This window comes from bacterium, from assembly GCA_035419245.1.
Classification (GTDB): domain Bacteria; phylum Zhuqueibacterota; class Zhuqueibacteria; order Residuimicrobiales; family Residuimicrobiaceae; genus JAKPUX01.
The window spans coordinates 220,255-235,668 of the sequence record DAOLSP010000001.1; the positions used below are offsets into that span (position 1 = coordinate 220,255).

At 59.1% G+C, this 15,414-nt stretch carries 12 protein-coding genes; 1 reads left to right on the forward strand and 11 read right to left on the reverse strand.

The window, feature by feature from the left end; translation table 11 throughout:
• The first annotated feature begins 33 nt into the window (after positions 1 to 33).
• Positions 34 to 849: an ethanolamine utilization cob(I)yrinic acid a,c-diamide adenosyltransferase EutT gene (gene eutT, locus PLH32_00860; GenBank protein HQJ63137.1), complete on the forward strand. Its 816-nt coding sequence runs from the start codon at positions 34 to 36 to the stop codon at positions 847 to 849.
• Here eutT and PLH32_00865 read toward each other — a convergent pair.
• From PLH32_00865 to PLH32_00915, 11 genes are all read right to left on the reverse strand, one after another.
• Positions 846 to 1,301, reverse strand: a complete 456-nt coding sequence (locus PLH32_00865; GenBank protein ID HQJ63138.1) for an SUF system NifU family Fe-S cluster assembly protein — start codon at positions 1,299 to 1,301, stop codon at positions 846 to 848. The genes eutT and PLH32_00865 overlap by 4 nt on opposite strands.
• Positions 1,292 to 2,515, reverse strand: coding sequence for a SufS family cysteine desulfurase (locus PLH32_00870; GenBank protein ID HQJ63139.1), 1,224 nt, complete (start codon positions 2,513 to 2,515; stop codon positions 1,292 to 1,294). The genes PLH32_00865 and PLH32_00870 overlap by 10 nt, the downstream gene beginning before the upstream one ends.
• A gap of 1 nt (position 2,516) precedes the next feature.
• Positions 2,517 to 2,831, reverse strand: coding sequence for a non-heme iron oxygenase ferredoxin subunit (locus PLH32_00875; GenBank protein HQJ63140.1), 315 nt, complete (start codon positions 2,829 to 2,831; stop codon positions 2,517 to 2,519).
• 12 nt (positions 2,832 to 2,843) lie between these two features.
• Entirely contained in the window at positions 2,844 to 3,167 is a 324-nt protein-coding gene (locus PLH32_00880) for an SUF system Fe-S cluster assembly protein (protein ID HQJ63141.1), read from the reverse strand.
• 3 nt (positions 3,168 to 3,170) lie between these two features.
• Positions 3,171 to 4,478 (reverse strand): Fe-S cluster assembly protein SufD, encoded by a 1,308-nt coding sequence (sufD, locus tag PLH32_00885; GenBank protein HQJ63142.1) that lies wholly within the window; start codon positions 4,476 to 4,478, stop codon positions 3,171 to 3,173.
• A 13-nt stretch (positions 4,479 to 4,491) separates the two neighbouring features.
• Positions 4,492 to 5,259, reverse strand: a complete 768-nt coding sequence (sufC, locus tag PLH32_00890) for a Fe-S cluster assembly ATPase SufC (protein ID HQJ63143.1) — start codon at positions 5,257 to 5,259, stop codon at positions 4,492 to 4,494.
• Between the two features lie 35 nt (positions 5,260 to 5,294).
• Positions 5,295 to 6,740 carry a Fe-S cluster assembly protein SufB gene (gene sufB / locus PLH32_00895; protein HQJ63144.1) on the reverse strand — a complete coding sequence of 482 codons (1,446 nt, stop codon included), beginning with the start codon at positions 6,738 to 6,740 and terminating at the stop codon, positions 5,295 to 5,297.
• A 7-nt stretch (positions 6,741 to 6,747) separates the two neighbouring features.
• Positions 6,748 to 7,158 carry an Rrf2 family transcriptional regulator gene (locus PLH32_00900; protein HQJ63145.1) on the reverse strand — a complete coding sequence of 137 codons (411 nt, stop codon included), beginning with the start codon at positions 7,156 to 7,158 and terminating at the stop codon, positions 6,748 to 6,750.
• A 157-nt stretch (positions 7,159 to 7,315) separates the two neighbouring features.
• A complete protein-coding gene (locus PLH32_00905; GenBank protein ID HQJ63146.1) occupies positions 7,316 to 9,118 on the reverse strand; it encodes a peptidylprolyl isomerase in 1,803 nt (600 codons plus the stop codon).
• Between the two features lie 307 nt (positions 9,119 to 9,425).
• A complete protein-coding gene (locus PLH32_00910) occupies positions 9,426 to 10,385 on the reverse strand; it encodes a T9SS type A sorting domain-containing protein (protein ID HQJ63147.1) in 960 nt (319 codons plus the stop codon).
• A gap of 15 nt (positions 10,386 to 10,400) precedes the next feature.
• Positions 10,401 to 14,936 (reverse strand): Ig-like domain-containing protein, encoded by a 4,536-nt coding sequence (locus tag PLH32_00915; protein HQJ63148.1) that lies wholly within the window; start codon positions 14,934 to 14,936, stop codon positions 10,401 to 10,403.
• Positions 14,937 to 15,414: the final 478 nt, after the last annotated feature.

Sequence of the window (15,414 nt, forward strand, 5' to 3'; positions counted from 1 at the left end):
GGCTTTTTTTATCCGCCCCAAGAAGGAGGGACCATGACCCGAGCGGTGATCACTGAAGAGTTATTGCGCACGGCCTTTGCCCTCGCTGAGGGCGGCGAAATCCATTTGCCGTACGGCAGCGAGCTGACACCCGCTGCGCGGCAGCTTCTCTCTGAGCGCCACATCGTGGTCCGATACATCGACAATCAGGGCCGGGTCTTCGCCGGCGCCGCGCCGGACCAGCCTCTTGTGCGTCTCAACCCCCTGACCGGACGCAGCGCCGCCCAGGAAAAGCGCGATCCCTCGACGCACAAGCAGAACGAGGCTGATGCGGAGCTGATCACCCACCTCGATGCCCACACTCTGGTCGCCAAGACCCATCCCCGCATCGTCCTCCGCGGCAAGCTGGATACCCTCATCGCTTTTACTGTTCTCGCTCAGAGCGATTTCGACCCGGAAAAACGCTTCCCCTGGCTGCATCCCTATCTGGCGGAGCTGCGCTCGCGGATGGGCACTCTGCTGAAATCCGAGGTGACCGGGGAGACCCTCGCTCCACCCGGACTGGCTGGTATCGATGCGGAACAGCTGCAGGCCCTCTCGCATTACCCGCTCCGCTATCTTGGTCATGATCATATCGTTCCGGAGGAATCCCAGGGAAGGAATGTCGCACGGCTCAACGTCCTACGCGCGTTGTGCCGTGAGGTGGAGATCGCTATCGTGCAAGCCTTTACCGGGCCGGATGGCACCATGATCCGGCCCGATCTGCTGACGGCCGCCAACCGGCTGAGCAGCGGCTTGTATGTGCTGATGCTCCTCACCGTGCTGGCAGAAAAGGGAAAAAAGGTCGAGCTGGAAACGATCAAATTCTAATGGTCGTCGTGGGGATGGTCGTGCTCATGTGCCTGCAGCCCCTGCAGCAGGGTCCGCCAGGCGAGCATAGCGCACTTGACCCGGGTGGGGAATTCGCATACTCCGGCGAAGGCCTCGATCTCATCGAACTCCTCTTCCTCCGGCCGCTCATAGCGGCCTTCCTTGACCAGCCGGGTGAATTGGTCGGCGATCTTTTCAATCTCCTCCACCCGCAATCCCTTGATCTTTTCCGTCATCACCGAAGCCGAGGCCTGACTGATCACACAGCCATGACCTTCAAAGGCGGCTTTCTGCACCCGTCCGTCCGCCATTTTCAGGGTCAGCAGAATTTCGTCCCCGCAAAAGGGATTTTTCAATTCCAGACGGACGTCCGCATCGGCAAGCTCCCCCCGGTTGCGCGGTTGCCTGTAATGGTCCAGAAGCACTTCCTGATAGAGTTGATCTAAAGCCATTTTTCAAAGTAATCCTTTGCCTGTAACAAACCGTTAACCAGACGTTCGACATCCTGTTCGCTGTTATAGAGATAAAAGCTGGCTCGAGCGGTGGCCGGGACCTGCAGCTTGTGCATGACCACCTGGGCACAGTGATGGCCTGAACGGATGGCAATCTGCTGCTGATCGAGAAATGTGGCCAGATCATGGGGATGGATAGAGGCCAGGTTGAAGGAGAGCGCCGGGCCACGCTCGGTACGCGGGCCGTACAAGATGATCCCTTCCAGGGAGGCCAGCTTCTCCAGAGCCAGCTGCGTCAACGCATGATCGTGTTCCGCAATGGCCGTCATGCCGATCTCCTCCAGGTAGTCGATGGCTGCCGCCAGACCGACCGCTCCCGCCACATTCTGGGTGCCCGCCTCGAATTTCCATGGTACATCGTTCCACTCGGAGTGCATGTAATCGACGCTGCTGATCATGTCGCCCCCAAAAAGAAAGGGATTCATCTTCTCCAGATGGGCCATCTTGCCGTAGAGGACACCGATGCCGAGAGGTCCGAGCATCTTGTGTCCGGAAAAGGCCAGAAAATCGGTGTCGAGCGCCTGCACATCGACCGCCATATGCGGTACACTTTGGGCGCCATCGACCAGCACCAGAGCGCCGGCAGCGTGGGCCTTGTCGATGAAGCGGCCCAGCGGGACAATGGTTCCCAGCGCGTTTGAGGTCTGGGTGATGGCCAGCAGACGAGTCCTCGGCGTAAGCAGATCATCCAGCTGGTCGGAAGAGAGCCGGCCCGCCTCGTCAATTTCGAGAAAGCGCAGCCGCGCACCACACCGCTGTGCGACCATCTGCCAGGGCACCAGATTGCTGTGGTGCTCCAGCTCGGTTACGATGATCTCATCGCCCTCCTGCACCGCGCGTTCCGCCCAGCCCCAAGCGACCAGATTGACCGCCTCGGTTGCATTGCGGGTGAAAATGATCTCCTCGCTGCGTCCGGCGCCGATGAAGGCCGCCACGCGCGCCCGCGCCGCCTCGTAGGCCGCCGTCGCCCGCTCGGCGAGGCGGTAAGCTCCGCGGTGGGGATTGGCATTGTCGCGCCGGTAAAAGTCCTCCATCGCCTCCAGAACCTGGCGCGGCCGGTGCGTGGTGGCTGCGCTGTCTATATAGACGAGATCGCGGTTCTCCGGCCGCACCAAAAGGGGAAAGTCGGAGCGAATTTTTCTGACATCCAGCATGCTACGCCTCTCCTTCCACCTCAACCATGCCCGCCGTCACACGTACCTGCCGTACCGCCACCGCCTCATACGCCGGCGGCGTCAGAACCTCGCCGTTGCGCAGGTCAAAGGCGGCCCCGTGTTGCGCGCAACAGATCCGGCCGGGCTCCAGGTAGCCCTCTGAGAGCGGCACGGCCTCGTGCGAACAGGCATCCATCAGGGCATACCACTGGCCTTGCTGATGAACGACCACCAGGGCTTCTTTTCCCGCCATCACACGGCGCATTTCGCCTTCCGGCAGATCAGCCGCAGGAAAGAGCGTGATAAACCCGGACATCCTCTATGCTCCTTAAAAAAGGCCCAGTTCCAGCCTCGCTTCTTCACTCATCCTCGAGTCATCCCAGGGAGGCTCCCAGGTCACCGTGACTCGAACCGCGCTCACCCCCGGGATGGCCGACAACCGCGACTCGATCTCCGGCGGCAAGCTCTCTGCCACCGGGCACATCGGCGAAGTGAGCGTCATCAGGATATCGACGCGGCCTTCCTCGTCGATATCAACATGATAAATGAGACCGAGGTCATAGATGTTGACCGGAATCTCGGGGTCGTACAGATCCCGCAGGGTCAACACGACCTGGTCCATCAGCGCTTCCCGGTCAAGGGCGTTCGCCATGCGCTACTCCTCCCGGCCGAGACGTTCATGGACCATCCGCCCGATCCGCTCGCGCAGAGATCCGAGACGGATCGACTCCGTGATTTCACCGGCAAAGGCATGCACCATAATCTGCCGCGCCCGCTCCACCCCGATACCGCGAGACTGCAGGTAAAAGAGGCCCTCCTGATCCATCTGGCCGATCGTTCCCCCATGGGTGCAGCGCACATCGTCGGCAAAAATCTCGAGCTGCGGCTGGCTGTCCGCGAGGGCTTCATCGGAGAGGAGCAGATTCTTGTTGTGCTGGATCGCGTCGGTGTGCTGCGCCTCCCGGGCGACCCAAATCCGGCCGTTGAAGACCGAATGCGACGTGTCCTGCAGCACCCCCTTGTAGAGCTGACGGCTAAAGGTGTGCGGCTGCAGATGGCGTAACGTCGTGTGGTGGTCAATGTGCTGCCGCTTCTTCGGCATGTAAAGGCCGAAGAGGTTCGCCTCAGCCGCCGAATCCGCCAGTTCGACCTCGAGGTCATGCCGCACCAGCCGCCCGCCAAAATCGCAGATCCAGCGTGTATATCGGCTGTCCCGGCCCAGGGTGGCGCGTGTCGAGGAGATGTGGTAGGCCGCGGCGCCCTCATTCTGAAGGATGTAGTGATCCAGGCGGCTCGCTTCTCCTACCACAACATCGGTCAGGGGATTGGTGAAATGGTCTGAACCGGCGCTGCCGCCATAGACCTCGAGCAGCTGCGCCTCCGCCCTCTCTCCCATCAACAGCAGAACGCGCGGATGAACCGCCGCCGCTGGCGCATCCGTGTAATGAACGATCTCAATGGGCACGAGCAGCGTGAGTCGGTCCGGAATGGTCAGAACCACACTCTCGGCCGCCAAAGCGGTGTTGATCTGGGCGAAGGGTGCATCCATGGTCGCGGCCGTCTCGCGCATCCGCCGTTCCACGCGCGCCAGAAATCCATCGCGAAGCTCCGTCGCCATGCGGATAGAGAAAGAATCCGCCGCCCCGGGCAACCGGGATTCTGGGCTGAGACGGCCGTTGATGAAAACCAGGCGGTAGGCGGAGGGTTCGAGCAGCGCGGTCATCGTCTCCGGCAGGCCCGACGGCGCGGGACTCTCCGCAATCCGCTTCCAGCTGCTTCCGCCGAGAGCGGAGACATCGGTGAAACGCCAGCGCTCCTGCTTTAGGGTCGGAAAACCATGCGCAGTGAAACGCGCCAGCGCCTCCCGGCGCAATTCAGCGAGGAACTCCGGTGCGGAAGCCGCTGCTTGTTCCAGCGCACGATGATGCAGTTCGGGCCACAGGGGGCCAACGCTCTCTTCCATGGGCTGCCCTCGCCTATGCCGTTGGCGCCGGCTGGCCGGCGCGTTCTTTGATCTCATCGTAACCGTTGGCCTCAAGCTCAAACGCCAGGGATTTATCACCGGACTGGACGATGCGGCCGTCGTAAAGCACATGAACGAAATCGGGGACGATATATTCGAGTAGGCGCTGGTAATGGGTGACGACCACAAAGGCGTTATTCGGTGTGCGCAGCTTGTTGACGCCGCCGGCGACGATCCGCAGGGCGTCGATATCGAGCCCCGAATCGGTCTCGTCGAGGATGGCCAGATACGGCTCGAGCACGGCCATCTGCAGGATCTCGTTGCGCTTCTTTTCGCCGCCCGAAAATCCCTCGTTGATCGCGCGGTTGAGAAAAACGGGGTCCATCTCCACCAACTTCATTTTGGCGCGCACCATCTTGAGAAAATCGGCGGCGCCCAAGCGGCTCTCGCCGCGATGCGTGCGCACTTCGTTCAACGCCGTGCGCAGAAAGTAGGAGGTATTTACTCCGGGGATCTCCACCGGATACTGGAAGGCCAGGAAGAGGCCTTCCCGCGCGCGTACCTCCGGCGTAAGCTCAAGCAGATCCAACCCCCGATAGCGGACCTCTCCGCTGAGCATCTCATAACCCGGGCGCCCCGCCAGTACCTGGGCCAGGGTGCTTTTGCCCGATCCGTTCGGTCCCATGATCGCATGCACCTCGCCCGGCTGGACCGATAGCGTAATCCCTTTGAGAATCTCCCGCCCCTCAATGCCCACCCGCAAATCGCGTATCTCAAGCATAACCATTCTCCACTAAAGTACGTATCAGGTCCGATTCATCCCACACTGCCTTCCAGACTGACACTCAGCAGCTTTTGCGCTTCCACCGCGAACTCCATCGGCAGCTCGGCCAACACCTCGCGGCAGAAGCCATTGACGATCATCGAGACCGCATCCTCCCGCGAGACGCCGCGCTGATTGAGGTAAAAGATCTGATCTTCGCCAATCTTGGAGGTGGTCGCCTCGTGTTCAACCCGGGCAGTGCTGTTTTTCACCTCGATGTAGGGAAAGGTGTGCGCCCCGCAGCGATCTCCGATCAGCAGGGAATCGCATTGGGAAAAATTGCGCGCCTGTGCGGCACTTTTCAGCACCTTCACCTGACCGCGGTAACTGTTTTGGCTCACCCCGGCAGAGATGCCCTTGGAAACGATGGTGCTGCGCGTATGGCGGCCGATATGAATCATCTTGGTGCCGGTATCCGCCTGCTGATGATGGTTGGTCATCGCAACCGAGTAAAACTCCCCGATCGAATGGTCGCCCTTGAGGATGCAGCTCGGGTATTTCCAGGTGATGGCCGATCCGGTCTCGACCTGAGTCCAGGAAATGTGCGAATGCGCACCTGCGCACAGGCCGCGCTTGGTGACAAAGTTATAGACCCCACCACGCCCCTCCTTGTCGCCGGGAAACCAGTTCTGGACCGTGGAATATTTGATCTCGGCATGCTCCATCGCAATCAGTTCGACGACGGCCGCATGCAGCTGGTTCTCCTTGCGGATCGGGGCGGTGCACCCTTCGAGGTAACTGACATAACTCCCCTCTTCGGCGATAATGAGGGTGCGCTCGAACTGCCCGGTGTTGACCGCGTTGATGCGGAAGTAGGTCGAGAGCTCCATTGGGCAGCGCACCCCTTTGGGCACATAGATAAACGATCCGTCGCTGAAGACCGCCGAATTGAGGGCGGCATAAAAATTATCAGTCGCGGGCACCACCTTGCCCAGGTACTGTTTCACCAGATCGGGATGGTTCTGAACCGCCTCCGAGAAGGGGCAAAAAATAATCCCGAGCTGCGCGAGTTTCTCCTTAAAGGTCGTCGCCACCGAGACGCTGTCGAGCACCGCATCAACAGCCACACCGGCGAGAGCCTGCTGCTCCTCGAGCGGAATGCCCAGCTTTTGATAGAGCGCCAGAATTTCAGGATCCACCTCGTCCAGGCTCTTCGGCCCGCCGTGGCTCTTCGGGGCCGAATAATAGCTGATATCCTGATAGTCGATAGGCGGATACTTGACGTTGGCCCAGCGCGGCTCCTGCAGGGTCAGCCAGTGCCGGTAGGCCTTGAGCCTCCATTCGAGCATGAAGGGGGGTTCCTTTTTCCTGGCCGATATCGCGCGGATGATTTCCTCATTAAGCCCCTTCGGCAGGGTTTCGGCCTCGATATCAGAGGTGAATCCGTATTTGTATTCCTGGTTGGCCAGGGATTCCAGTTTTTCAACTTCTGTGCTCATCCGGTCCTCACAATCCCGCAGTTCGTTCCAGATCGGCCAGGGTGACCGACTGCAGGTAGGTGAATATCTGCCGTTGCAGCGGCCGCACGGCACCCCTGAAATCGCAGAACGCGGCGCGTTCGCACCCGGTTTCCCGGGCCCCGCAAGCTGTGATCCCGAAGGGACCCTCAACCGCCTCCATCACCTCAGCAAGGTTGATGCCGTCCATACGGCGCTCGAGGCAGTAGCCGCCATTGACACCCTGGAGGGATTGGACCATGCCCGCTTTGGCCAGGCGCTGCATCAGTTTGGCCAGGAGGGCCAGCGGGATGCGGCAGGTCTCCGCAATTTCACGCACGGTCGCTGTACCCGCGGCGCTCTGGTGCAGATGGCGCAGCGCCAGGATGCTGTATTCAGTCTTTTTGGATAATCTGAACATTTTATATAGGACCTTTTTAGTCTTATTTAAATCTATTAACAACACCTTCCGGCCTTTTGTTCCCGGCGATCTCTTTCATTTCATTCAAAAAAAAACCCCAGCGTCGATGACGCCGGGGAATGAAACTGCAGAATGGCCGGAGTGGCTGGCCTGCATTCTAGAGATAATTCTTGCGGAAATCGTCGATTTTCGATTGGTCCTTCAAGCCGGTGTACCACTGTCCGAAGACGGCCTGCTGCTTGCGCTGCAGCAGCTGGCTGCGCAGCGACTCTTTTTGCGCGGCGAATTCCGACTCGACAAAATTGCTCTTGTTCAACAGCTTAATCAGATAATAACCCCGGCTCCCCTCTACCGGCTGCGAAATGGTGCCGGGCTGCAGCGCAAAAGCCGTTCCAACGAAGCGCGGCTCGCGGCCGATGCCGGAGATGTAGCCGGAAAAGGTAAAATCGCCGGTCTGCTGAACTTTGGCGCCAATCTGCGCTGCCACCCCGTCGAGGGAATTGGCCGAAAAAGCCTGCTCGTAAAGCGCCTGGCATTTACTCCTCGCCAGCTCCATGGCCTTGTCATTCTTCAGTTTGGCGCTGATGGTCTCCTTGGCTTCGACCCACGACTTTACATGCTCGGGGATCACATCGACCACCTGCACGATCATATAACCGCGTTCCGCATAGATCACATCGCTGACCGCGCCTTTTTTGCTGCGGAAAACGAATCCGCTGACGCGAGGTTCCATGCCGACGCCGGGGATGAAACCGCCGGCGACAAAGGGCTCGGTGCGTTCGACCTTTTTATTCTCGGTGGCGGCGACGCTTTTCAGATCCTGTTCCTTGGCCGTCTCGGCGATATAATTGGCCTCTTCCTGCAGCGCCTCGCGCGTCCGCGGCGACATCTCATATTTAAGCAGAATATGGCTCGCCTGGACCTTTTCCTGGCCTGCTTCGGTCTTGCGCTCACCCACCTTGATGATATGCAGGCCGAACTGGGAGGTCACGGGGCCGACAATATCGCCCGGGCGGGCGGCGAAAGCGGCATCCTCAAAGGGTTTGACCATGGCACCGCGGGCAAAGAAGCCAAGGTCCCCGCCCTTTTCGGCGGAACCCTGATCCTGCGAGTTGAGCTTGGCCAATTCGGCAAAATCGCTGCCGGAGCGGGCTTCCGCCAGGAGCTCGCTGGCCTGCTGCCGGACCGCCTCAGAATCGGCTTTGGTCGGCGTGAAATCGAACAGGACATAATCGATCGCGCGCTTTTCCGGCTCCTTGAACTCCTCCTCGTTCTTTTTATGATAGGCTTTGATCTCGGCATCTGTGGGGTCAGCGACCGAAGCGAGAAAATTGCTGGCAGGAACCAGCACATATTCCGCCTGAGCCTTGAGGGCACGCTTCATGTACTCCGCCCGGAGCTCCACCTCACTGACAACGGCCGTAGCCCGCAGCAGATTGTCCAACTTGCGCATCGGCAGGGTCGTGCGCAGATATTCCTCGACCGAGGACCAGAATTCACCGGCGCCCGGATTGTTCAAGGCCGCCTGATAGCGCTGCATATCGAACTTGCCGGTCGAATCCTGAAACGCCTGATTCTGGCGCAGCTCTTCCGGGGGATTGTTAAAAATCTCCTCGATGATCTCCTGGTCCGAAGCATTTAGCTTGACCGCCTTGACTTCGCGGTTGAGCAGCCGTTGCTGTACCAGATTATCAAAAACGCGATTCTCAATCTGCTGCAGCTGATAACCCTCGGGATCGCTGCCCGATTGCTGGCGATAGGCCGTCAGCTCGTTTTGCAGGCGGCTGGAAAACTCTTCATAATGAATCGGCTGGCCATCCACCTTGGCGATCACACCCCGGGGCTGGTTGGACTTGAAACCGCCCATACCCCAATCCACAATGATCGTTAAAATGAAGGCAACGACCAGGACCAAGAGGATGGTCTTCATGCTGTTACGCATGCTTTTCATCAAAGCCATGGTTTGTATCCTTTAAGGTGAAAATGAAGGGGTTTATTTCTAATAAAACCAATGAATATAGCATTAAGACGCCAAAAATGCAAGGCTTTTTTCCCTGCGTCGGCCTCCCGGTCTCATGAAATCCGCGCCGGCGGCGCGGGGTCAGCCGGAATGCAGCATAAAAAAAGCGGGACCCTGGTGGGTCCCGCGCTCTCAGGCGTCAAGCGGGCATAGCCCTCTCCCCTCGACGCCGGGCTGCATAGGTCATCAGACGGGGAGGGACCATCTGATTGCCTATCTGGAGATTGGTTACTGCTGTGTTCGTCCCTTACTTGACCAGCAGCATCTTTTTAACATCGTGGAACGAGCCCATGGTGATGCTGTAGACATAGACCCCGGAAGGCAGGGCGTGCGCATCAAAGGTGACCCGATGCACGCCCGCCGTCTTTTTCTCATTGACCAGAGTCCGCACCTCACGGCCGAGCAGATCAAAAACCTTGAGGGTGACCATCCCCTCCTGCTTGACCCGGAAGACGATCTCGGTCTGGGGATTGAAAGGATTGGGGAAATTCTGCGTCAATTCATAGCGCTGCGGGGCTGTGACTTCCACCTCACGCACATCGGAGTAGGTGAAGGCGCCGTTGCGGTCGATTTGCCGCAGGCGGTAAAAATAGGTGCCCACCTCAACCTTGCTGTCGGTGAAACCGTAACTCTGCGCGAGATTGGTGGAGCCAGCGCCGGCGACGAAGCCCAGCCGGGTAAAGGATTTACCATCCAGACTGCGTTCGACGTCGAAGCCGAGATTGTTGCTTTCGCCTACGGTATGCCACTCCAGCAGGACCACATCACTGAGGGAGGTGTTCTTCACCGCGGCGGTGAAGGTAGTGAGCTCGACGGGCAGCGAGACACTGCCAACAATCTCATAGGGATCCTCCGTGGTGACATAGGAGATCGATTTGGCAGCGCCGTAAAAGGGGCTGGTCGTCAAAACGTTTTCGAACTTGACCACCAGGGTATCCCCGGCCTGCCAGTTGGCATAAGAAATCATCGGGGTTTGCTTGAGTTCAACACTCCATCCACCCCCCGTGGCGCAGTAATTGGCCTGACTGGTATCGCCCGGCGATTTGGTCAGAAAGGCCTGAAACCTGATCTCGCCGGCGGCGGGCACCGAGCCGTCCGGATTGAGGAATTTTCCACCCACGATATGGGGCATCATATCACCCTGCGCGTACAAGGTGCCGATCTGACCCAACGCAAACAAGGCCAGCGCGAAATATTTGAGTCTCATGACGATCCCTCCTGATTAACGAGTATATGTGGGCCAGACGGCTGGCGCGGTCTTGTTGACCTGGATCAGAACCGGATCACCCGGGGCGACACTGAACGGGGTCATCGGATTGCCGAAGTTGAGCGACGGCAGCCAGTACTGGCTGAATCCGCGGCCGTCGGCGCCGACCTTGAGCAGCACTTCCACACCACCGATCTCGGCAGCCAACTGACTGGCGTTGGTGATCTCCGGCCGGTCTAACGGCACGATGATTTCGTTGTAGGTGTACTTGGCCGTCGTGCTCAACCTGAACTGAAGCTCGCCGGGGTTCGGCACTGCGCCGCAATAGAACCACTTCTCCGGGGCGGTATCATCCGCCTGAATCAGGACCGGCATGCCGCTGTGGAGGGCGAAGGGCGTCGCCGGGAAATTCAGATCCGGCAAATAATAGGTGCTGTAGCCGTTGGTTGCCGGGTTGATCTGCAGCACCACCTTGACGCCGGAGCCGATGGCCTCGGCGAGATCCTTGGCATTGCGGATCGGGCTCTCCAGCGGCAAGGAGAGATAATTATAGCGCGGTTTGGCTGCGCGGACTAGTGCAAAGCCATATTTGCCGACGCGGCGGGAAAGCGCGGAGTAGTTGTCGCTGTCGACGGCGCGGACGACATAATATTGACGCAGCGTTTCACTGTTGACCATCAGCGTAGTGTCCGAGGTGGCTGCCAGCAGCGTGCCTTCCACATCCGGGTCGAAATAGGGTTTGGAGTCATGCACATAGACGCGGTATCTGATGGTGCCGGTGCGTTCGAGCGAGCCATTGACACCGCGGGTCACCGGATTCCAATGCAGATTGACGGCGGCGCCCTTCTTATCCGCAGCCAGCCGTGCCGGGGCCATCGGCGCAATGTTGTCTATCGCCCGGCCGCTGCCCATGGCAGCGCCGGAAACCACCGAACCGCCCATGGTGCCGAGCACCGAGGTGACCGGGTTCGAGCCCTCCTGGCTGTGAATGAGCAGGGGAACCGCCCCCGCCGTAGTCTGCGGCAAGGCGGCCAGCGTCGCGCCACCGCCCTTGACCGCAGCAGCCGGAGGCACCCAGACCGCCCGCACATAAAAAGCCATCGTGTCGCTGCTGACAACCGGCAGATCGACCGCCATGACCGTCGAGCCTGTGCCGGAGGGATTGTAAGCGGCGATTTGCTGCGGCCAGTAGTGGAGCGTATCCTCGCCGTTGATCGTGTAAAAGATCTCGTAATAGTTAATCACCGGCGTGGCGCCCATGCCCTGATGGTTGGCCGAGAACGGCCACTTCAGGGTAATCCAGCCGCCCTGATCGCCCGGCACATCCTGCACCGTCAAATAATCCGGCTGATCGATGATCGGATCGATCACCGTGATCGCGCTCGAAGAGGCGGAATCCAGAGGATAAATATCCGTGCCGATCGAAACAGAGAGGATGAGGTTGTTGGTGCTCACCCAGCTGGTGAAGCGGAAGACGCCGATGCCTTCGGTCAGCTTCTTGGGACCGCTGGGCATGACGATCTCGCTCGACTGGAGATTGCTCGAGAAGGTCAAATAGCCGGCGAAATTCTTGTCGATCACACCATACTTGTCGCGAGCGATCACCTGCACATCAAAGGGGACGCCACGGACCTGGGCGCCGGCGACTACCGGCTGGATCACAAAAGAGCAGGCGGCGTTGCTCGTCACAGCGACCCAGCTGGTCTGGGTATTGCTGTTCGAGACCGGCGTCACCAGATCTTCCTCGACCCCCGGTGCATCGTAGCGGAGGATGCCCTCGGCCTTGGGATCCCAACCCAGGGAAGAACTATAGGAGAAAGTGTTGAGCAGGACCTTGCCCGGGGAGACCTCCCGCGCATCGCTAATGGGCCAGGCGCCGACGTAATTGGCTCTGGGGGCCATGTTGAGATAGAAATCGGTGCTGTAGACCGACCAGTCGGCCAGATCCTCGCTCATAAATACCTCGACGTCAAAGCGGCTGATCGTCTTGGCGCTCATGATGGCCGGACCGGCATTGTCTTTTTCAGCCGTCAGGCCCACCGGGAGCGGGGCCATGGGGTTGTCCGCCCAGTCGGTGAAGCCGTTATTGGCTGTAACCACCACATCCGGCACATCACCGGTATCGCCACCATAGGGTGTCAAGGCCGGTCCGCTGCCAGTGGTTTCATCAAATTGGATATAGGCCGCAACCGTATCCCCATAAGTGTTGATAGCCGCAGGCTGGTAATAGGCATAGCCCGGATTGTAGACATTGAGGTCCACCACCAGGTTTTTCTTCAGGCCATCATAACCCGTGATGGTCCAGTTGGCCGGCCTGAAGGAGCGCTTGGGATAGATCGGCGAGAGATCATCATAGATGAAGCGGTAGTGATCGATCTTGCCATCGGCATCCAAGTCCACCGTCGCCAGGCTGAGGAGGATCGGCGGAATGTTGTCGCGTTCAACCTTGACATCCGAACCCAGCAACGTCCGGGTGGTGCCGCTGAGGCTCAGCTCGTTGTCATATTGCATGTTGCCGTTGGGCGTAACGGCCAGATCGTTGACCAGCGATTGCGCCCTGAAGTTGATGGCGCCGCTGTCGTTTTTGGTCCAAGCCAGCCCGGTATGATTGAGATAGACGATGCTGTCGGTGCGCGCCGGGGACATGCCAGTGAAATAGATCTGAATCCCGGAGACGTCATAGTTGGAGAGGCCCACGAACCACTTGAAAAGAGGCGAAGGCATGCCGGGCGTTGGACTGATCGGCCAGCTGGCCGTGTTGACCTTCTCGCTGAAGACCAGGCGGATGCGCTTGGTCCCAGCCGTCAAGGCGCGGATGATCGCGGGGCCGGCGGTATCGAGAATCTGCACCACCTGCGCGTTGTTCGCCGAAAGGGCGATATCCGAGCTGTAAAGGGCTTCCACCAAGCCGTTGTTGACCGGCTCATTGAGGCCGTTGGGATCGCCGGGATTGGTGTAGGTCACCCGCGGGATCAAGCCGGTGTTGGCCACTTTGGGCGAGGTAGCCGTCAGGATCACGCGCAGGGTGTTGGCGGAAATCCAGGCGCCGGTGCCACCGATCGTCAGCAGCCCTTCGCCACTGATTTGGAGGCCGGCCGTGCTGACGCGTGCGGTGTTCATGGCATGGTCAAAAACGATATCGGCATAATCCAGATAGCCCCAGCCATTGGGACCGCCGGTGGTCAGGTCTGCGGGCAAAATGGCGTCGTGGGTCATGACTTGCGTGATGATCGGGTAAATGCCGTCGGTGATGGGCACCACAGCGCCGGGCCCATTGGTCGGAGCGGTGGGGGGTGCCAGGGCCAGCGATTCGCCATTGTAGTTGCCGACGGCGTCGGTGACCTGGCGATCGGCCACGTAGACGATGGTGCCGACTTCATTGCCGGACGCATAGTCGGTGGTCAGCTGAAACTCGTAGGTGGCCGATGGAGCCAGGCCGGAATTGGGAGAAACGATCACACTGATCGGATTGGGCGAGGGGCTGGTGGTCGTAGTGATCACCGTGAAATCAACACCTTGCACGCTGGCATAATCGAGCGGTTCGCTGAAGGTCACCTCGATGCGCTTGGTTGCCAGGGCGGCGGCCAGGGGCTGACGACGGGTGGCGCGCTTGGTATGGGCACTGATGATCGCCGGACCGGCCTTGTCCGTCAAGGTGCGCGAGTGGCTTTCGGCATAGGCCTGGAACTGCGAGGTAGTCGCCTCGCGGAAACGGTCGGTTGTGCTCAGCGGCTTGGTGTAGGTCAGGGTCGGGGTGATGCCGCTGTTGGGCGCGCTAGAGCGCACCCACAAGGTGAAGCGCTTGGACATGCCGCCCACCAGATTCCAGACGCCGATCGATTCCATGCTGTGGATGGTGCTGCCGAGACCGCTGAAGATTTGATCGTTGACCGTGACGTTGGAGGGATTCATCGGCTCGCTCCAGATCAGGTCGATGCGATCGATATAGCCGTCAAACGCCACGCGGTTGCCGACATGGACACCACTCACCGGATTCGAATTGCCGCTGCCGTCGTCATAATAGAGAGCCTGGCGGATCGTAGGGGTAATGCCGTCGTCGCATTCGATATAGACGGAGGGGTATTGAATCACGCCCCAGGGGCCGGAGATTCCGGTCCCGCTGATCTGCAAGCCGCCCCCTTCAACCAACCAGATCCAGGGACGCAAATTGGTGTCGTACGGATAAGGCGTCGAGGTCCCCTGCCGGATGGGCAGATAAATGGCATCATCATTGTTGCCGCCCGGCACTCCCGGGGGCGATGTGAAGATGTCGCCAGGACCGCGCAGGGTGTAGAGATCACCCGGATTGGTGCTGATGTTGTTGTCGCCATCGACATTCAAATCGATGCGAAATTCGGTGCCGGTAAAGTTGTCGTTGAGGTAGGTTCTTGTGCCACCGGCCACATTGAAGACGACCTTGATCCAGGCCGCCGTGCCCGTCTGCAGAGGATCGGCGGTCTCCCGGCGCAGAATTTGCGCTGAAAGGTCTGCCGCGGCCCCGAACAAGAGCGCAAGGACGAACATGATGCGTAACATCGGAGTCAACTTCATTTTCGCCTCCATTTGGTTCTTCGTTGATGACGGAGTTGCGCCGCTACCGGTTTTGCAGCCCGAAAACCGGGGGCGCAAAGCAGCCATAGTAGTATACTCTGCGGGCCTCATCGCAAATTCAATGCCATAGATAAATGCAACCTTTTTTTCGCTTATGGATTGAGATCGTCGTCACAAAGTGCTATCGCGCCCAGAGCACGCCCTTTGTTATTAATGTAATTAGCCCTTTTCCAATTCTGCGGTCAACACCATCATTTTTGACGATTTATAGCTATTACTGACAGAGTCTATCCCCGTTCCGTGTTTCCATGAAACATTGTTCAGCGATGAAACATGTAAGGCCCCGCGTCGCTGCGCCCGCGCCCGTCTGTATGATATTACTCCATTTCGATCAATTTTCGGCGGAAGCCGTATGCTTTTACTTTTATTTTTAAACACGAATGGTTACATTAGGTTATCCGTTTCCTAACCGCCTCCG